General features: G+C 75.1%; 17 protein-coding genes and 1 riboswitch. Of the genes, 6 read left to right on the plus strand and 11 right to left on the minus strand.

Translation table 11 applies throughout. The annotated features are described in order from the left end of the window. Positions 1-16: 16 nt before the first annotated feature. On the minus strand, positions 17-1,048 hold the full coding sequence (locus tag ACGFI9_RS27460) for an ABC transporter substrate-binding protein (protein WP_393182374.1): 1,032 nt from the start codon (positions 1,046-1,048) through the stop codon (positions 17-19). A 287-nt stretch (positions 1,049-1,335) separates the two neighbouring features. On the opposite strand from ACGFI9_RS27460, the gene ACGFI9_RS27465 reads away from it, so the two are divergent. From ACGFI9_RS27465 to ACGFI9_RS27480, 4 genes are all read left to right on the plus strand, one after another. Next, positions 1,336-2,157 carry an ABC transporter ATP-binding protein gene (locus ACGFI9_RS27465; RefSeq protein WP_393182376.1) on the plus strand — a complete coding sequence of 274 codons (822 nt, stop codon included), beginning with the start codon at positions 1,336-1,338 and terminating at the stop codon, positions 2,155-2,157. Positions 2,158-2,159: 2 nt separating this feature from the next. Continuing rightward, a complete protein-coding gene (locus ACGFI9_RS27470) occupies positions 2,160-3,110 on the plus strand; it encodes an LLM class F420-dependent oxidoreductase (RefSeq protein WP_393182377.1) in 951 nt (316 codons plus the stop codon). Then, positions 3,107-3,415 (plus strand): cupin, encoded by a 309-nt coding sequence (locus ACGFI9_RS27475; protein ID WP_265008790.1) that lies wholly within the window; start codon positions 3,107-3,109, stop codon positions 3,413-3,415. Before ACGFI9_RS27470 ends, ACGFI9_RS27475 begins: the two co-directional genes overlap by 4 nt. Positions 3,416-3,491: 76 nt before the next feature. After that, positions 3,492-6,581: a hypothetical protein gene (locus tag ACGFI9_RS27480; protein WP_393182379.1), complete on the plus strand. Its 3,090-nt coding sequence runs from the start codon at positions 3,492-3,494 to the stop codon at positions 6,579-6,581. A 48-nt stretch (positions 6,582-6,629) separates the two neighbouring features. On the opposite strand, the gene thiC is transcribed toward ACGFI9_RS27480, so the two are convergent. The 7 genes from thiC to thiE form a co-directional block, all read right to left on the minus strand. Beyond that, positions 6,630-8,222, minus strand: coding sequence for a phosphomethylpyrimidine synthase ThiC (gene thiC / locus ACGFI9_RS27485; RefSeq protein WP_393182381.1), 1,593 nt, complete (start codon positions 8,220-8,222; stop codon positions 6,630-6,632). Between the two features lie 17 nt (positions 8,223-8,239). Beyond that, on the minus strand, positions 8,240-9,028 hold the full coding sequence (gene thiD / locus ACGFI9_RS27490) for a bifunctional hydroxymethylpyrimidine kinase/phosphomethylpyrimidine kinase (protein ID WP_393182383.1): 789 nt from the start codon (positions 9,026-9,028) through the stop codon (positions 8,240-8,242). Further along, entirely contained in the window at positions 9,025-9,879 is an 855-nt protein-coding gene (locus tag ACGFI9_RS27495) for a thiamine phosphate synthase (RefSeq protein ID WP_393182497.1), read from the minus strand. Before ACGFI9_RS27495 ends, thiD begins: the two co-directional genes overlap by 4 nt. A 59-nt stretch (positions 9,880-9,938) precedes the next feature. Continuing rightward, positions 9,939-10,718 (minus strand): thiazole synthase, encoded by a 780-nt coding sequence (locus tag ACGFI9_RS27500; RefSeq protein WP_393182385.1) that lies wholly within the window; start codon positions 10,716-10,718, stop codon positions 9,939-9,941. Continuing rightward, complete coding sequence (gene thiS, locus ACGFI9_RS27505; protein ID WP_393182387.1) at positions 10,715-10,915, minus strand: sulfur carrier protein ThiS; 201 nt, start codon at positions 10,913-10,915, stop codon at positions 10,715-10,717. Before thiS ends, ACGFI9_RS27500 begins: the two co-directional genes overlap by 4 nt. Beyond that, on the minus strand, positions 10,906-12,045 hold the full coding sequence (thiO, locus tag ACGFI9_RS27510) for a glycine oxidase ThiO (protein WP_393182389.1): 1,140 nt from the start codon (positions 12,043-12,045) through the stop codon (positions 10,906-10,908). The genes thiS and thiO overlap by 10 nt, the downstream gene beginning before the upstream one ends. Further along, complete coding sequence (gene thiE / locus ACGFI9_RS27515) at positions 12,039-12,665, minus strand: thiamine phosphate synthase (protein ID WP_393182391.1); 627 nt, start codon at positions 12,663-12,665, stop codon at positions 12,039-12,041. The genes thiO and thiE overlap by 7 nt, the downstream gene beginning before the upstream one ends. After that, positions 12,660-12,770, minus strand: a riboswitch (TPP riboswitch). Its footprint overlaps the gene before it by 6 nt. Positions 12,771-12,890: 120 nt before the next feature. On the opposite strand from thiE, the gene ACGFI9_RS27520 reads away from it, so the two are divergent. Continuing rightward, on the plus strand, positions 12,891-13,709 hold the full coding sequence (locus ACGFI9_RS27520; protein ID WP_393182392.1) for an endonuclease domain-containing protein: 819 nt from the start codon (positions 12,891-12,893) through the stop codon (positions 13,707-13,709). Positions 13,710-14,024: 315 nt separating this feature from the next. Here ACGFI9_RS27520 and ACGFI9_RS27525 read toward each other — a convergent pair whose 3' ends face one another. The 3 genes from ACGFI9_RS27525 to ACGFI9_RS27535 form a co-directional block, all read right to left on the minus strand. Continuing rightward, positions 14,025-14,969, minus strand: coding sequence for an aldo/keto reductase (locus ACGFI9_RS27525; RefSeq protein ID WP_393182499.1), 945 nt, complete (start codon positions 14,967-14,969; stop codon positions 14,025-14,027). Between the two features lie 103 nt (positions 14,970-15,072). Further along, positions 15,073-16,752 carry an ABC-F family ATP-binding cassette domain-containing protein gene (locus ACGFI9_RS27530; RefSeq protein WP_393182394.1) on the minus strand — a complete coding sequence of 560 codons (1,680 nt, stop codon included), beginning with the start codon at positions 16,750-16,752 and terminating at the stop codon, positions 15,073-15,075. Between the two features lie 41 nt (positions 16,753-16,793). Next, positions 16,794-17,399: a class I SAM-dependent methyltransferase gene (locus tag ACGFI9_RS27535; protein ID WP_393182501.1), complete on the minus strand. Its 606-nt coding sequence runs from the start codon at positions 17,397-17,399 to the stop codon at positions 16,794-16,796. A 127-nt stretch (positions 17,400-17,526) separates the two neighbouring features. On the opposite strand from ACGFI9_RS27535, the gene ACGFI9_RS27540 reads away from it, so the two are divergent. Beyond that, complete coding sequence (locus ACGFI9_RS27540; RefSeq protein ID WP_393182396.1) at positions 17,527-18,678, plus strand: hypothetical protein; 1,152 nt, start codon at positions 17,527-17,529, stop codon at positions 18,676-18,678. Positions 18,679-18,751 lie beyond the last annotated feature (73 nt).

Below are 18,751 nucleotides of genomic sequence, written 5' to 3' on the forward strand. Positions count from 1 at the left end.
TTCCCGAGCCGACCGGTCAGGCCTTCGGCGCGAGGTTGAAGTCGATGATCTGGTCGGGGGTGATGTTCTGCTTGAGCGCGCCCGCGCCCTGCAACAGGGCGATGCTCTTGGCGACCCGACCCGGGTCCAGGGTGCCCAGCGCGGTGCCGGAGTTGCTCGACCGGACGTACGCGGCCATCAGCTGGAGCTCGGCGGCGGCGGCCTGCGGGTTCGCGGCGTCCACGTTCTTCTTGAGGATCTGGCCGGCCTCCTCCGGGTGGGCCAGCGCGTACTCCAGGCCCTTGAGCAGCGCCGCGGTGAAGCGCTTGACCATCTCCGGCTTCTCCTTGGCGGTCTTCGTGGAGGTGATCAGCGCGTTGCCGTAGAGGTCGGTCATCACGTTGCTGTAGGGCAGCACGACCGGCTTCTTCTTGGCCACCGCCTCGACGGTCGGTTGGCCGACCACGAACTGACCGATGCCGTCGACCGAGCCGGCGCCCAGCATGCCGATCAGCCCCGCGGCCTCACCGTTCACCCAGGTCACCTTGCTGGCGTCGATGCCGGCCAGCCGGGCGTACGTGGGGAAGAGCTTGCGCACGACGGAGAACGGGGTGTCGGCGATCTTCTTGCCCTCGAGATCCTTCGGGGTGGCGATGTTCTTGCCCTCGACCGAGACGATGGCGGCCATGGTGCGCTGCTGGATCGCCGCCACCGCGACGAAGTCCTTGGCCTGGCCGTTGCCGACCTCGAGGATGCCGCCGGTCAGGTCGATCGGGCCGAAGTCGGCCTGGCCGCCGGTGACGAGCTTGATGACGTCGCCGGAGCCCTGGCCCGGCTTGATGTCGACGTCGAAGCCGGCCTCCTTGAAGAAGCCCTTGTCCTTCGCCACCCAGGCGTAGGAGTCACGGCCGAAGTTGCCGAAGGAAGTGAGGTAGGTCACCTTCTCCAGGGCCGCGCCACCCGCGGTCTTGGTCTCCCCGGACTTGTCCGAGTCGCTGCTGCAACCCGAGACCAGGGCGAGGGCGGTGGCCAGCGCGGCGGCGGCGACCGTACGGGTCAGCCTTCTCATCAGTGCACCATGTCCTTTCCGACCAGGCATGTTCGCCCGGACGGGTCGTGGGTCCGACGGTGTCGACAGGAGGGGGCAGCCGACGGGACCGTCGTGAGGGGACTCTTCGCGCGCAACAGCGTACGAGAAGCGCAGCGCGACGATGCCCGGGCGTACGGTTGCGGAACGGAAACGAAGTTGCCTGACGGAAAGTGGACTGACGTCCACCCCGGACGGTGCTATAGGGAGCCTCTCCGGCTACGCTAGCCCGGCTCGTGTTGAGCACGCGGAAGGGAGCCGGCGGCGAGATGATCCGACTGTCCGGGGTGTCCCGCACCTTCGACGGCCGTTCGGGCCGGGTGGAGGCGCTGCGCGGCATCGACCTCGAGGTCGCCGAGGGCGAGTTCGTCGCCGTACTGGGTCGCTCCGGCTGCGGCAAATCGACCCTGCTGCGCATGATCGCCGGTCTGCTCCCGGTCACCGGGGGCGAGATCACCGTGGCCGGTACCCCGATCACGAAGCCCCGCCGGGACATCGCCATGCTGTTCCAGCGGCCCGCGCTGCTGCCCTGGCGCACGGTGCTGGACAACGTCCTGCTCCCGGTCGAGATCTTCGGCTGGCGCCGGGCGAAGCACCGCGACCGGGCCCGCGCGCTGCTGGAGATGGCCGGCCTGGGCGGCTTCGAGAAGCGCCTGCCGCACGAGCTCTCCGGCGGTATGCAGCAGCGGGTCTCGCTCTGCCGGTCGCTGATCGGCGAGCCGCGGGTCATGCTCATGGACGAGCCCTTCTCGGCGCTCGACGCGCTCACCCGCGAGGAACTCTCCGGCGAACTCCAGCGGGTGCACATGGAGACGAAGGCGACCATCGTCTTCGTCACCCACTCGATCGACGAGGCGGTGCTGCTCGCCGACCGGGTCGTCGTGCTCAGCCCGCGCCCGGGCCGGATCCGCGAGGTCGTCGAGGTGAAGGTGCCCCGGCCGCGCACCCTGGGCCGCCACGAGCACCTCGCCGAGGTGGCCCGGATCAGCGCCGAGCTGCACGAGCTGCTGATGGAGCGGGACGCCCCGGGCGTGCCCGCCCCGGCCGAGCCGGCGGAGACGGCGGCACCGGCCGGCGCGGGAGGACAGTGAGCATGCGGGTTTCCGTCTTCACGGAGCCGCACCGCGGGGCCAGCTACGACGACCAGCTCCGGTTCGCCCGGCGGGTCGAGGAGACCGGCTTCGAGGGCTTCTTCCGGGCCGACCACTACCGGGCGATGGGCGACGAGCCGGGGCTGCCCGGACCCACCGACGCCTGGCTGACCCTCGCCGCGCTGGCCCGGGAGACCTCCCGGATCCGGCTCGGCACCCTGGTCACCTCGGCCACCTTCCGGCCGCCCGGGCCGCTGGCCGTGATGGTCGCCCAGGTCGACCAGATGAGCGGCGGCCGGGTCGAGCTGGGCATCGGCGCCGGCTGGTACGAGCGGGAGCACACCGCGTACGGCATCCCGTTCCCGGAGGTGGCCGAGCGGTTCGACCGGCTGGCCGAGCAGCTCGAGGTCGTCACCGGGCTGTGGCGCACCCCGCCCGGCGAGACGTACAGCTTCAAGGGTGAGCACTACCAGCTCCTGGACGCGCCCGCGCTGCCCAAGCCGGTGCAGCTGCCCGGCCCGCCGGTGATCGTCGGCGGGCGCGGCCCGAAGCGCACCCCCGAGCTGGCCGCCCGGTACGCCGACGAGTTCAACATGCCGTTCAAGACCGTCGCCGAGACGGCCGCCGCCTACCAGCGGGTACGCGAGGCGTCCCACCGGATCGGCCGCTCCGACTCGGGACGCGCGCCGCTGGTGCTCTCCGCCGGGGTGGTGGTCGCCATCGGGCGGACCGACGCGGAGGCGCAACGCCGGGCCGCGCCGCTGCACGCCAGGAGCGCCCTGCCGCCGGAGGACGCGGTGGTCGGCTCCCCCGCGCAGCTCGTCCACCGGCTCGGCGAGTTCGCCGCGATCGGCACCACCCGGGTGCACCTGCGCCTGATCGACTTCCACGACCTCGACCATCTGGAGCTCATCGCCGCCGAGGTGCTCCCCCAACTGGACGGAACCCGATGACCGACCTCTCCGCCGACCTCGAACTCGGCCCCGTCGGCCAGGAGATCGTGTACGAGAACGACCGGGTGCGGGTCTGGCACATCCGGCTGGAGCCGGGCGAGCGGCAGCCGCTGCACCGGCACGACCACCCGTACCTGGTGGTGGCGATCCAGGGCGCAAAGAACGTGGTGCAGACGATCGACGGCACGAAGATCGACGCCGACGAGCCGACCGGCGGGGTGGTCTACCGCGACCCGGGCGCGGTGCACATGCTGACCAACGTCGGGGACACCACCTACCTGGCCCGGCTGGTCGAGTTGAAGTAGCCACCCCCGGGACCCGCCGCTCCGCGTAAGGAGTGGCAAGTGGCGATCGACCGCACTGGGCCGTAACGTGCCCGACATGGCCTTTCGGACGTGGGGCAGGCTGCTGCTCACGGCGCTCGGGGTGAGCGTGCTGGCCGGGGCCGGCCAGCTCGGCATCGCGTACGGCTTCGGCGTCGTACGCCTCGACGGCGCGTTCGCCGACGGTTCGGTCAACCGGTGGCCCGCCCAGCTCGCCTGGGTCGGCTGGTTCGCGGCGGTCGCCGCGGTGGCCGGTGCCGTGCTCACCGAGCGCCTCGCCCGCCGGGACGGGTTCCCGGGTGGCACCACCGAACAGCTCTCCGTCGCCGGCGCCGCCGCGCTGGGCGCGACCGTGGTCGCGCCGCTCTGCATGCAGCCGGCCCGCGCCGCCGAACTCGGCGGCACCGTCGACCCGGTGTGGGCGGTCGGCATCTGCGCGATCCTCGGCGCGGTGGTCGGGGCCGGCGCCTCGATCGCCGTCCTGCTCAAGCCGCCCTTCGGGTGGAACATCGTGCTGACCGCGGCGGCCGTCTGGCTGCTCGCGCTGCTCTCCGCCGCACCGGCGGTGGCCTCGACCGACCCGCTGCACACCGTACGCCTGGGGGTGCTGGAACCGTCCTGGCTGGACGCCGGGGCGGCGCAGCGCCTGGCCATGCTGATCCTGCCGACGCTGGCCCTGCTCGCCGGCGCGGCGGTCGGCGCGCTGGCCCGCCGCCGCGGTCACCTGCCGCTGGTCGGCGGGGCGGCGGGGGCGGCCGGGCCGGTGCTGCTGGCCTTCGCGTACCTGACCGCGGGCCCCGGCGACGCCGCCGACCGCTACCAGCTCGCCCCCTACTACGGCGCGCTGGTCGCGGTCGCGGCCGGCGCGCTCGGCTCGGCCGCCACCACGGTGCTGCCCCGGCCGGCCATCGACGCCGGGTCCGACGCCATCGAGCCCACCGACATCCTCCAGCCCCTGCCGGCGCCGCCCGCCACCCCCGGCGCCGCGGCCGCCGAGACATCGGCCCTGGCCACGCGGCTGGCCCCGGACGGTACGGACCACGAGCCCGCCCGGAGCGCCGACGAACGGGAGGTCGGTGCCGCCGGCGCCGGCCGGCACACCCCCGCCCACTGGGACTGGCCGGCGCCCTCCGGCATCACGCCGGCGCCGGTGCCGGCCCGCCGGGCCCGGCGGGGCGAGGTGGTCCCCGGCCCGGACAGCCGCCAGAACGAGGTCGCCGCCGCCTCCGGCGAGCGGACCCCGACCGGCTGGCCCGCCGGCCCGGCGCCGGCCTCGGTGGCCGGCCACCGAGGCCCGGACGAGCCGGCCCGGGCCGACCTGGTCGACGAGCCCGCTCGGGTCAGCGTGACCGGTGACCTGGGCACGCCCGAGCCGACGGGGGCGGCCCTGGCCGACGAGCCGGTGCGGGCCGACCTGGCCGCCGGCCCGGGAGCGGACGAGCCGACGCGGGCGGGCGTGACCGCCAACCGGGGCACGGACGAGCGGGCCCGGACCGGCCTTCTCGACGTCGCAGGCACGGACGAGCCGACCCGCGTCGAGCTGATCGACAACCCGAACACCGACGAGCCGACCCGGGCGGCTGCGTTGATCGACGGCGCGGTCAGGGACGGGCGCCTCACCGTACGGGAGACCGAGGAGCTGACGCGGACGCTGCCGGTGCCGGGGCTGCTGCCGCCCGGCCGGCGGACCGCCGCGATCGACGTGCTGGCCGCCGGTCGCCCGCCGGTCGAGTCGGCCGGCCCGGCCGCCGCGACGCCGGCCGCACCCGTGGCGCGGCTCGCGGATCCGGTGCCCGCCGAGCGACCGCACCTCCCGGCACCGGTGACCTCGACGCCCACGGCTCCGGACCCGGCGCCGCCGGAGCTCGCCGCGCCGCGGCTGCCCGAGACGCCGGACCCGGCCCCGCCCGCGGCGGAGTCCGGGTCGCCGGACGTACCCCCGGCGGGGGAGGCGGCGACCACCGCCCCGGCGTCCGACACCACGGCCGCCACGCCCGCCGTATCCCGGCCCCGCCGGCAGCGGCCGTCCTCGTCGCGAGCCGGTGCCGCCCGGGTGACCGGCACCGGGGCGGAACCGGCGGCGCCGGCCACCGGCCCGGGCGCGGCGGAGGTGACGGGGCCGGAGGCGCCGGCGGCGGAGACCCCGGCACCGGACCGCGCCGCACCGGCCGAACCGCGCCCGGCCGGCCGGTCCAAGCGCGGACGCAAGAGCCGGACCAGCCCGGCCGCCACGGAACCGGCCGGGACGACGACGTCCACGGAGCCGGCGGACGCCCCCGGCACACCGCCGCCCGCCGAGCCGCCGGCCGAACCAACGGCCGTCCTGCCCACCGAACCGCCCGCCGAGCCGCCGGCCGTCCCGCCCGCCGAGCCGCCGGCCGAGCCGTCAGCCCTCCCGACCGCCGAGCCAACGGCCGCCCTGCCGGCGGGGCCGGAGGCGCCCGTCGGGGCGGCGCCGGACCCCACCACCGACAGCCGGCCGAGTGACCGGCGGTTCTTCTTCGACCCCGAGCCGGTGGAGGCCGGCCCCGCTGACCCGGTCGACCCACCGGCGTCGCCCCGGCCACGCTTCCCGGTCTTCGAGGACGTGCCCGGCAGCGTCCGTCCCGCCTGGCCGGTCGCACCCGCGCCGAGCCGGCCGGTCGCCCCACGCGGCACCGCCGGCACGCCCGACGGCACCGACCCGGACGGCACCACCACGAGCGAGGCCGCCGCGAGCGAGCCCGGCCCGATGGAGCCCGCGCCGCGTCCCCGCCATCGCGCCCTGCCTGACCTGGGCCGGAGCACCGGCTGGGACGCGCTCGCCGCCGGCCGGCACACCACCACCGGCACCCCGGCGGCGTCGCAGGCCAGCAACGAGGGGCGGCACGCGGCTCCCGCCGCGGCCGGGACACCGCCGACGGTCGACACCTCGCACACCGGGGCCGCCCCGAACGCGGCGGCCAGCGAGACCGACGGCGGGAAGGGGAAGCAGCGGCGGGGCCTGTTCCGGCGCAACCGGGCCAAGAGCGAGGCGCCCCCGGACGACCGCGATGCCGAGTCGCTGGCGCAGGACGAGGAGTACGTCGACTGGGTCGCCGGCCTCGCCTCGGACGACGACTCCGACGACACCCGTACGCTGCGCACCGGCCGCCACCACCGCGACTGACCCCCCGGGGCGGGCCGGCGGTGCGACCGGCCCGCCCCCGGCGGGCGCTCAGGCCAGTGGCAGGTAGACCCGGGCCCCGGCCGAGACGAACTCCTCGGACTTGTCCCTCATCCCCCGCGCCGCGTAGTCCTTCAGCTCCTGGGTGATCTTCATCGAGCAGAACTTCGGCCCGCACATCGAGCAGAAGTGTGCCGTCTTCGCCGGCTCGGCCGGCAGCGTCGCGTCGTGGTACGACCGCGCGGTCTCCGGGTCCAGCGAAAGGTTGAACTGGTCCTCCCAGCGGAACTCGAAGCGCGCCTTGGAGAGGGCGTCGTCCCAGGCCTGCGCCCCGGGGTGCCCCTTGGCCAGGTCCGCCGCGTGCGCCGCGATCTTGTACGCGATCACGCCCGCCTTGACGTCGTCCCGGTCGGGCAGCCCGAGGTGCTCCTTCGGGGTGACGTAGCAGAGCATCGCGGTGCCGAACATGCCGATCATCGCGGCCCCGATCGCCGAGGTGATGTGGTCGTACGCGGGCGCGATGTCCGTGGTCAGCGGGCCGAGCGTGTAGAAGGGCGCCTCGTGGCACCACTCCTGCTGGAGGTCCACATTCTCCTTGATCTTGTGCATCGGCACGTGACCCGGGCCCTCGATCATCACCTGGACGTCGTGCTCCCAGGCCACCTTCGTCAGCTCGCCGAGGGTCTTCAGCTCGGCGAACTGCGACGCGTCGTTGGCGTCCGCGATGGAGCCCGGCCGCAGCCCGTCGCCCAGGGAGAAGGTGACGTCGTACCTGGCGAGCAGCGCGCACAGCTCGGCGAAGTTGGTGTAGAGGAAGTTCTCCTCGTGGTGCGCCAGGCACCAGGCCGCCATGATCGAGCCACCCCGGGAGACGATCCCGGTCACCCGGTCCACCGCGAGCGGCACGTACGGCAGCAGCACCCCGGCGTGCACCGTCATGTAGTCGACGCCCTGCTCGGCCTGCTCGACGACGGTCTCCCGGAACACCTCCCAGCTCAGCTTCACCGGGTCACCGCCGACCTTCTCCAGGGCCTGGTAGATCGGCACGGTGCCGATCGGCACCGGGGAGTTGCGCACGATCGCCTCGCGCGTCTCGTGGATCCGCTTGCCGGTGGACAGGTCCATCACGGTGTCCGCGCCCCACCGGGTGGCCCAGGTCAGCTTCTCCACCTCCTCGGCGATCGAGGAGGTGACCGCCGAGGTGCCGATGTTGGCGTTCACCTTCACCAGGAACGCCTTGCCGATGATCGCGGGCTCGCACTCGGAATGGTTGACGTTGAGCGGCAGCACGGCCCGGCCGGCGGCGATCTCGTCCCGGACGAACTCCGGCGCGACGCCCTCCCGGATCGCCACGAACTCCATCTCCGGGGTGACCAGACCCGCCCGGGCGTACGCGAGCTGCGTCGGGCGCTTCCCGTCCGCGCCCGCCAGCGGCGTGCCCGCCCCCCGCACCGGGGCGACGTCCCCCCGCTCGGCGATCCACGGCCCGCGCAGCGGCGGCAGCCCGACCGCCGGGTCGGAGCCGGGGCCGGAGGTGTCGTACAGCCGGACCGGCGGGTTGTCCCCGGTCAGCTCCACCTCGGCGAACGGCACCCGGAGGTCCGGCCGTGACCCCTCCACGTAGACCTTGCGTCGTGCCTGCATGACAGCCTCCCTGATGGTCAACAGGACCAGCCGAAGTGGTCCAGCGGGCCGCGTCCCGCGCCCAGCTCCCAGTGCCGCGCGCCGGTCAGCGCGCGGGTCACGTACTCCTTGGCGGCGGCCACCGCGTCCGGCACCGGCTCGCCGGCCGCCAGCCGGACGCCGATCGCGGCCGAGAACGAACAGCCGGTGCCGTGGCTGTGCCGGGTGGCCACCCGGGGCGCCCGCAGCAGTCTGGTCGTCCCGCCGCCGACCAGCACGTCCACCGACTCGCCGGCGGCGTCCAGGTCACCGCCGGTGACCACCACGTGCGCCGGACCGGCGGCCGCGAGGGTCTCGGCCGCCGCGACCATCTCCTCGACCGTGGTCACCGGACGTCCGGTGAGGGCGGCGGCCTCCGCGCAGTTCGGCGTCGCCACCTCGGCGTACGGGAGCAGTCGCTCGACCGCCTCCACCACGCCGAGCCGGTGTCCACTGGTGGCGACCAGCACCGGGTCGACGACCAGCCGGGGCAGCCGGCCGGCCCGCGCCGCCTCGGCCACCGCGTCGGCGACAGCCGGGGTGCCGAGCATGCCGGTCTTCACCGCGCGTACCGCGAAGTCGCCGAGCACGCTGTCGAGCTGGTCGCGGACGGTCTGCGGGGGCAGCGGCAGGACGGCGTCGACGCCTCGGGTGTTCTGCGCGGTGACCGCGGTGAGCACGCTGGTGCCGTACGCGCCGAGGGCGGCGAAGACCTTGAGGTCGGCCTGGATGCCGGCTCCTCCGCCGGAGTCGCTGCCGGCGATGGTGAGTACGGTTTTCGGCGTCACTGTTCCCCGTCTCTGGTTGCGGTTGGGGGCTGCGGCCGACCGTGCCCACTCCGGGCGGTCAGGCTTGATCCCTCCGTGGGCACGGTCGGCCGCAGCCCTGACGTGGAGACCGCCGCGCGAAGGCTGGGCTTTGGCGCCACCGGGGTGACCGCCGTTGGGACGGCTTGCGCCGGGGTCGGTGCTGGTCGGGCCGCCCCGTGACCGGGCCGACCAACCGTCTCGTGAGCCGCGGCGGTGAGCGTGGCGGCCACCTCGGTGGGGTCTTCGGCTCGCATGAGTGCGCCGAGCACGGCCACTCCGGCGGCGCCTGCCTCGACGCACGCCCTGACCTGGTCAGGCGTCTCGACTCCGCCGAGGGCCAGGACCGGGACGGGGCTGACTCCGATCAGCTCGGCGAGGCCGGCCGCTCCGAGGGTTGGGCCGTAGCCGGGTTTGGTCCTGGTTGCGTGGACCGGGGAGAGGGTGGCGTAGTCCTCTGTGGTGAGTCGGGCGAGTTCCGCCCGGTCGTGGCAGGAGCGGCCGGCCAGGCCGAGGCGCGGCGGCGGGTAGGGACCGGCGGCGGGCAGGTGCACGGCGGCCCCGTCGAGCGGGTCCGGGCCGGCGACGATCAGGGTGCCGCCCACCTCGGCGAGTACCGCGCGCAGCTCGACGGCGAGGGCGAGGCGCGCGGCGCGCGGCAGGTCCTTCTCCCGCAGCACCACCCAGCGCACTCCCCCGGCCACCGCCGCCGCGATCACCGCCACCAGTGGCCTGCGCGCCACCCACCGATCCGTCAGCAGCACCACCCCCGACGGGAGGGCTCGCGCCCGCGCGGCGCTCGACGAGATCTTGGAGGATTCGGGCCCCTCCAGGGGCCGTACGCTTCCAAGATCTCGTCCCGCCGATCGGGCGGTGACCCCGGTCGGTGCCGTCACAGGTCGGGCCGTCCGTCGTCGGGGGTGGAGGCGAGGGCGTGGAAGCGGCGGGCGATCCGGCCCGCCCGGTACGCGAGCCGCCCGGCCGCCACCGCGTGCCGCATCGCGGTGGCCATCGCCACCGGGTCGGCCGCCCGGGTGACCGCGCTGGCCAGCAGCACCGCGTCGCAGCCCAGCTCCATGGCGAGCGCCGCGTCGGAGGCGGTGCCGATGCCCGCGTCGAGGATCACCGGCACGTCGACGCTCTGCCGGATCAGCCGGATGTGGTGCGGGTTGCTCACCCCCAGGCCGGAACCGATCGGGGCGCCGGCCGGCATCACCGCCGCGCACCCCACGTCGGCCAGCCGCCGGGCCAGCACCGGATCGTCCGACGTGTACGGCAGCACGGTGAACCCGTCCGCGACCAGCTCCTCGGCCGCCCGCAGCAGCTCCACCCCGTCGGGCAGCAGGGTGCGGTCGTCCCCGATCACCTCCAGCTTCACCCAGTCCGTGCCGAACGCCTCCCGGGCCAGGTGGGCCACCTTCACCGCCTCCGACGCGGTGGAGCAGCCGGCCGTGTTCGGCAGCATCCGTACGCCGCAGCGGTCCAGCACGTCGAGCAGCCCGCCGGCGGTGCCCGGTGCGGTGTCCACCCGGCGCAGCGCCACCGTGACCAGCTCGGTCCCGGAGGCGCGGACGGCCTGCTCCAGCACGTGCAGGTTGGCCGCGCCACCGGTGCCGAGGATGAGCCGGGAGCCGAAGCCGACCCCGCCGAGTTCGAACGGCACGCCGCTCACCCGCCCTGGGCGGCGCTGAGCACCTCGACCCGGTCGCCGTCGCGCAGCACGGTCGCCGACCAGCCGCCGCGCGGCACCACCTCGCCGTTGACCGCGACCGCGAGGCCACGCTGCTGGTCGGTGACCACGCGGACCACGTCCGCGACGGTCGTCCCGCCGGGCAGGTCACGCCCCGCGCCGTTGACGATCAGTTGCACGTCTCCTCCTCGATGGCGGATGCGGTCCGGCCCCGGCCCGTGGTGACCGGCGCGCTGGTGCCGGCGAACCGGTCGGGGGTGAAGGGGGCGAGCAGCGGGTCCGGCTCGCCGGTGAGGATCAGCTCGGTGACCAGGTCGGCGGTGACCGGGGTGAGCACGATGCCGTGCCGGTGGTGTCCGGTGGCGGCGAGCACGCCGGGCCGGCCGGGCAAGGCACCGATGATCGGCACGTTGTCCGGCGTACCGGGACGCAGCCCGGCGGACGCCTCCGCCAGGTCGTACTCGGCCAGCTCGGGGACCAGGTCCACGGCGGCGCGGAGCAACCGGAGCACCCCGCCGGCGGTGACCTCCGTGTCGGCGCGCTCCTCGACCGTCGCCCCGACCACCACCTCGCCGCTGTCCCGGGGCACCAGATAGACCGACTCGCCGTCGGCGTACCCCCGGATCACGTGCCGGAAGTCCGGCGCGCCGCGACCGGGCGCGCGGAGCCGGAGCACCTGGCCCTTCACCGGGCGGACCGGGAGCCCGGTGAGCGCCGCCGCGCCGCAGCCGGCCGCGACCACGGTGACCCCGGCGTCCACCTCGGACAGGGCGCCGACCGGGCCCGGCCGCCACACCGCGCCGGCCCGCTCGGCCGCGATCCGCAGCGCGGCGACCAGCCGGCGCGGGTCGACCTGGTGGTCGCCGGGGGCGACCGCGCCGCCGCGCACGCGCGGGGCCAGCGCCGGTTCGCGGTCCCGCAGCTCCGAGGGGCGCAGCGGCGTGATCGGCAGCCCCAACCCCTGCTGGTACGTCCAGAGCCGGCGCGCCTCGGCCAGGTCGTCGGCGGTCAGCCCGACCACCAGGGTGCCGTCGGTGCGGTACCCGATCCCGGTGCCGGCGGCCTCGACCAGCTCGGCGGCGAACCCGGGCCAGCGGACGGCGGACTCGGCGAGCAGCCCGGTCAGCTCGTGCTCCCCGAAGTACGCCTCGGCGACCGGCGAGAGCATGCCCGCGGCGACGTGCGAGGCACCCGAGCCGGGGGCCGGATCGTGCACCGTGATGCGCAGTCCCCGGGATGCGCACCGCCACGCGATCGCCAGCCCGACCGGTCCCGCCCCCACGATGGCGACGTCCGGTCGGGTCAGCATGCCAGGGCCTCGATCAGTTCGGCAGTCGTGCGTGCGGGATCGGGGCTGGCGGAGATCGCCCCGACCACCGCCACCCCGTACGCCCCGGCGGCGCGCAGCGCCGGCACGGAGGCGGCGGTCACCCCACCGATCGCGATGACCGGCACGTCCACGGCGCCGGCGACCGCGCGTACGCCCGCGGGGCCGATCGGGTCGGGCAGCCCCGTCTTGGTGGTGGTGGCGTGGCAGGGGCCGACGCCCAGGTAGGTCGCTCCGGCGGCGACCGCCTCGGCGGCGGTCACCGGTTCCCGGGCGGTCGCGCCGAGCACGGCGCCGGCGCCGAGCACCCGGCGGGCCGCCGCCACCGGCAGGTCGTCGGCCCCGACGTGGCCGCCCGCGGCGGACACCGCCAGCGCCACGTGCAACCGGTCGTTGACCAGGCACATCGCCCCGTACGGCCGGCACAGCGCGACCACCCGGCGGGCCAGCTCGTACGCCTCCCGATCGGTGGCCTCGTCCGCCACCCGGACCTGGACGACCAGCTCGGCGCGGGCCACCGGCAGGGCGGCCCGCAGCACGGCGAGCGCGTCCCGCCCCGGCCGGGTGTCGGTGATCAGATGCAGTCGTCCCAGGGACGGCACGGCAACACTCCTCCCTGCGCCGGCATTACCCGGATCAGGTTCGACGGTCGGGGGCTTCCAGCCCCCCTCTCAGCCCGGTACGCACCGGGCTCCCGTGGGTCACTTGCGGCCTACCGTACGACGTTCCCCCGGATCCGCCAAGGGTGGGTGACACTTTTCCCACCCACCGCCCCGCATGGACGGCGGGGACAGCGCGTGACCGTCCACTCACGACATGCTGTCCGAATGCCCTCGACCGCCCGGATTCCGCGTCATCTGACGTGCCTGCCGTTCCGCGGCAGCGCCGCCGTCGCCGGCGGTCACCTGAGCTGGACGGTGCTGCGCGGCCCGGCCTGGCGACGCCTGCTGCCGGACGTGTACGTGCACCGCGACGGATACTGCCCGGACGACCACCGGATGTGGTGCGACGCGGTCGGGCTGCGGCTGCCGCTCGGCGCGGCCATTGCCGGGCTGAGCGCCGCGTACCTGTGGGGTGCCGACCTGCTCGACCGCGATGCTCCGGTCGCCGTCGTGCTGCCCCGGGCCGCTCGGATGCGCCCCCATTCCCGGGTGCACGTCACCCGCTCGGCCCTCCCGGACGCCGACCGTGCGCTGCTGCACCGGCGGGTCGTCAAGCTCCCCGCGCTGCGCGCCTACGCCGACGAACGCGGCGGCTGGCCGGGCATCTCGTTGCTGCGAGAGGTGCTGGCGCTGGCGGAGCCGCTGGGCGAGTCGCCGATGGAGACCCGGCTGAGGCTGCTCCTGCTCGACGCCGGATTGGGCCCACTGAACGCCCAGCACGACGTGCTCGACGCCCGGGGCCGCTTCGTCGGCCGAGTGGACCTCGCCTGGCCGGCGCTGCGCGTCGCGGTCGAGTACGACGGCGACCACCACCGGGAACGCGCCCACTTCCGCCAGGACGTCGCCCGCCTCAACGCCCTCCGCGCGGCCGGCTGGCTCGTCCTCCGCTTCACCGCCGACGACGTCCTCCGCCACCCCCGCGCCACCATCAGCCTGGTCGCCCGAGCCCTCCGCGAACGCGGCACCACCCCCGTCCCCCGCTGACCCGGCGGGACCTCTCTCGCTCTGTGGAACGCCATGGGTGTGTCAGCGACCGGGAGACACCCATGGTGTTCCACCGACGGGGCTCGGCACCCACGCAGCGGCGAGTGCCTCGTCCCGCGGGGCCGCGCCCGGCCCGACGTGGGCGCGGGGCGGCAGCAGCACCCGAGGGTGCCCGCCGGCACCAGCAGGCGGCGCGGCGCCTGCCGGCCCGGCCAAAAGCGGTGAGGTACCCGCAGGCGGCGTGTGCCGGCAAGCGACGGCTGGACAGCAGGCTGCCCCGGTGCCGAACACGGCACCGGGGCAGGGGAAGGCCGGTCAGAGGATCGCGTCGAGCGCGTCCAGGTCCTCGTCGGTGGGCTGCCAGGCGCCCGCCTCGGCGTTGGCACGCACCTGCTCCGGGGTGGTGGCGCCGGCGATCACCGAGGTCACCGCCGGGCGGGCGGCCAGCCCGCCGATGGCCACCTGGAGCATGGTGAGGCCACGCTCGGCCGCGTACGCCTCGATCGCCTCGATGGTGTCCCAGTCGGCCGCGGCCAGCCGCGCGGCGTACCGGCCGCCGCCGGAGAGCCGGCTGCCGGCCGGCGGCGCCTCGTTCCGCTTGTACTTGCCGGTGAGCAGGCCGTTGGCCAGCGGGAAGAACGGCAGCATGCCCAGGCCGAACCGCTCGCAGGCCGGGATGACCTCCGCCTCGACGCTTCGCTCCAGCAGCGAGTAGTGGTTCTGCGCGGAGATGAACCGGGTGCGGCCCTGGGAGGACGCGGTCCAGTCGGCGTCGGCGATCTGCCAGCCGGCGAAGTTCGAGTTGCCGAGGTAGCGGACCTTGCCGTCGCGGACCAGGTCGTCCAGGGCGGCGAGGGTCTCGTCGATCGGGGTGCCCGGGTCGGGCTCGTGCATCTGGTACAGGTCGATGTGGTCGGTGCCGAGCCGGCGCAGCGACGCCTCGACGGCCCGGGCGATGTACCGGCGGGCGCCGCGGGCGCCGTGGTCCGGCCCGTTCAGGCCGTGCATGTCCATGCCGAACTTGGTGGCCACCACCACGTCGTCCCGGCGGCCCTTGAGGGCCTGGCCGAGCAGTTCCTCGGAGGCGCCCTGCGGCTCGCCGTAGATGTCCGCGGTGTCGAAGAAGTTGATCCCGGCGTCGAGCGCGGCGTCGACCACCGTGCGCGTGCCGTCGAGGTCGAGCTTGCGGCCGAAGTTGTTGCAGCCGATGCCGACCACGGACACCACGAGTCCGGAGTCGCCCAGCCGGCGGTAGTTCATCTCAGTCACGAGATCACCCTATGCCGCCCGCCGCCGGGCCAGCGGCCGAGTCGCCGCTCAGCCAGCACGGCGGCGGCCGGCCGCCGGCCCGGCTCGCCGTCGATCAACCGACGTCCCAGACGGGCTCGGGGGTCTCCACCACCTCGCCGCCCCCGCGGAACAGCACGAACCGGTCGAAGGAGCGGGTGAACCAGCGGTCGTGGGTCACCGCGATCACCGTCCCCTCGAACGCGTTCAGGCCCGCCTCGAGCGCCTCGGCGGAGGCCAGGTCGAGGTTGTCGGTGGGCTCGTCGAGCAGCAGCAGGGTCGCCCCGGAGAGTTCCAGCAGCAGCACCAGGAACCGCGCCTGCTGGCCGCCGGAGAGCGTGCCGAAGCGCTGGTCGCCCTGCCCGGCCAGCTCGTAGCGGGACAGCGCCGCCATCGCCGCGTGCCGGTCCATCCCGGCCCGGTGCTCGTCGCCCCGCCACAGGATGTCGACCAGGGTCTTCTCCATCAGCTCCGGCCGGTCGTGGGTCTGCGAGAAGTGCCCGGGCCGGACCCGCGCGCCGAGGCGGACCACCCCGTCGTGTGCGACGGGCGCGAGCGCCGCCGCCCCGTCCACCGGGGTGTTGGCCGGGTCCGGGTCGCTGCCGCCCCGGGCCAGCAGGCGCAGGAAGTGCGACTTCCCGGTGCCGTTGGCGCCCAGCACGGCGACCCGGTCGCCGTACCAGAGCTCCAGGTCGAACGGGTAGGTCAGGCCGTCGAGTTCGAGCTGTTCGGCGATCACCGCGCGCTTGCCGGTCCGCCCGCCGGTCAGCCGCATCCGGATGTCCTGGTCCTTCGGGGGTACGGGCGGCGGCCCGGCCTCCTCGAACTTGCGCAACCGGGTCTGCGCGGCCTGGTATCGCGAGGCCATCCCGTCGTTGTACGCGGCCTTCTGCTTGTACATCAGCATCAGCTCGCGCAGCTTCTGGTGTTCCTCGTCCCAGCGCTTGCGCAGCTCGTCGAGGCGGGCGTGCCGGGCCACCCGCGCCTCGTGCCAGCTGGCGAAGCTGCCCGGATGCACCCAGGCGCTGCCGCCCTCCACGGCGACCACCCGGTCGGCGGTCTGCGCCAGCAGTTCCCGGTCGTGCGAGACGTAGAGCACCGACTTGCCGGACTCCCGTAGCCGGGCCTCCAGCCAGCGTTTGCCGGGTACGTCGAGGAAGTTGTCCGGCTCGTCGAGGAGCAGCACCTCGTCGGGGCCGCGCAGCAGCAGTTCCAGGGCGAAGCGCTTCTGCTGGCCGCCGGAGAGGGTCCGCACCGGACGTTCCCGGGCGGCGTCCCAGGGCAGGTCGAGGACGATGGTGGCGACGGTGTCGAAGAGCACCTCGGCGTCGTACCCGCCGACCTCGCCCCAGGCCGCCAGGGCGTCCGCGTACGCGAGCTGGGCCTTGCCGGCGGCGGTGCTGTACTTGCCGCGGACCTCGGCCGCCCGCATGGCCGCCTCGGTCTCGACCAGCCGGCGGCCGGCGTCGCGCAGCGCCGGCGGGGCCAGCGCGAGCGCCAGGTCGGCGAGCGTGGAGTCGTCTCCGATCATGCCGATGAACTGGCGCATCACGCCGAGCCCGCCGGAGCGGGCGATCGCGCCCGTCTTCACCGGCAGGTCACCGGCGACCATCCGGAGCAGCGTGGTCTTGCCGGCGCCGTTGGGGCCGACCAGGGCAACCTTGGCGCCCTCACCGACCCGGAACGACACCTCGGCGAAGAGTTCCCGGCCGTCCGGGAGGATGTGCCCGACCCCTGCCACGTCCACGTATCCCACGCGGGCATCCTGCCCGAGGGGCCGGGACGGGCGACACTCGATTATCGGGTGACCCGCAGCACCCGGAAGCCCTTCTGGCTGGCGTGCCGTTCGACCTGCCAGCCCTGCTCGACGAGCCAGCGGTGCAGCGAGTCGCCGCCGAGGTGCCGGGCGACGACCAGCCAGGCGAGCCCGTCCGGGGCGAGCCGGGGCAGCCAGCGCCGCAGCAGGTTGTGCAGCTCCGCCTTGCCGATGTGGATCGGCGGGTTGGACCAGATCTGGGCGAAGGAGATGTCGGCCGGTACGTCGTCCGGCGCGACGACCCGGACCCGGTCGGCGGCGCCGACCCGGGCGGCGTTGGCGGCGGTGAGGTCCCGGGCACGCTGGTTGACGTCCACCGCCCACACCGTGGCGGACGGCGCGGTGGTGGCCAGTACGCAGGTGATCGGGCCGAAGCCGCAGCCGATGTCGAGCAGCGCGCCGGCGACGTCGGCGGCCGGCAGGTCGGCCTTGCGGAACAGCACCGCGGTCCCGGGGTCGAGCCGGTCGGCCGAGAAGACCCCGCTGGCCGAGGCGAGCGTGTAGTCGCGCCCGGCGACGGAGAACCCCACCTCCCGCGGGCGGGCGGCGGTCGTGGGTTCAGCGGTGAAGTAGTGGTCGCCGGTCACGTCGGGCATTGTCGCACCGCCCGGGCCGGCCTCCGGAGACGGTGCGGCGGGGACCTCATCACGCCACTCCGCCAGATTTTCCCGATATTACCCTCGAAAGGGACAATAGGCCCTTAGTGTGGCTCACATGGTGTATCGGTACGAGTCCGATGAGGACGCCTTCCTGGAGTACCCGAGGTCCGGGTCGGACCCGTCCGCGCCCGGTGCCACGCCACCTCCACCGGCGGGCCCCTCGCCGTCCCGCTTCCCCACCCCGTCGCTGCCCCCGCCGGTCCGGCCCAGCCGGCCGGCCGTCGACGTCGCCCACCCGCCGGCCCCGGCACCCATGCCGCCACCGTCACCGGCACCGGCGCCGCCGGCCCACCCGGCGGCCGAGCCGGCCGCTCCCCGGGCCACCGTCCCGGTGGTGCAGCCGACCGCCCACCCCGAGCCGCCACAGGGCGTGGCCGCCCGGACCGACGAGCCGCCGGAGCCGCCCCGCGCCCGAGGGGACGGACGCCGGCGCGGCGGCCGGGCCTGGCAGGCGCTCATCGGCGGGGCCGCCGTGCTGGTCCTGCTCGCCCTCTGCGGGTTGGCCGTCGCCGCCCTGCTCCAGGAGCGGAACGGCACCCCGCAGGCCGGCACGCCCACCGGACAGCCCGTGGTGGAGCAGTCCGCCGCCGGCGACGGGACGGACCTGGACTCCCGGGACACCGACCAGCTGGCGCTCACCGCCAAGGAGGTCTTCCCGGGCAAGCAGCTGGTGGTCAGCGACGGCCAGCCGGCGTACGAGGTGCTGCGGACGAACTCCAGCGGCAGCTGCGCGGTCGCGGCCACCGGCGAGATCGCCGACCTGCTGGTCCGCCTCGGCTGCAACCAGGTGGTCCGGGCAACCCTCCGCTCCCCCGACGGGCAGCACCTGGTCACGGCCGGGCTGTTCAACCTGACGGACGTGGCCAGCGCCCAGCGCGCCCGGGACCGGATCCGGCAGATGCTCGACGAACGGCAGGGCCGGTTCCGGGGCATGGCGGCCGGCGACGACACCCAGGCCGTGGCGACCGCCGCCGCCCGGGTCGGCTGGCAGGTACGCGGCCACTACATCGCGTACTGCCTGGTCACCCGGGCCGACGGGCAGCGGATCAGCGCCACCGACGGCACGGCCCGGGAGATCCTGTACGACCTGATCGAGGTCTACCTGAACCGTGGCGTGCTGGAGCGACGGGCGAACGGCGGGGTGGCCACCCAGCCCACCGAGTCCGCCACGGACGGGGTCACCGGCCAGGACGGCACCGGCAACTGACCCGAGCACCGACGGCCCGTCGTCCCGACCCGGGACGGCGGGCCGTGCCATGCCGGTTGACCGTCGGTCCGGC

It is taken from the genome of Micromonospora sp. NPDC048930 (genome assembly GCF_043197935.1).
Classification (GTDB): Bacteria; Actinomycetota; Actinomycetes; order Mycobacteriales; family Micromonosporaceae; genus Micromonospora.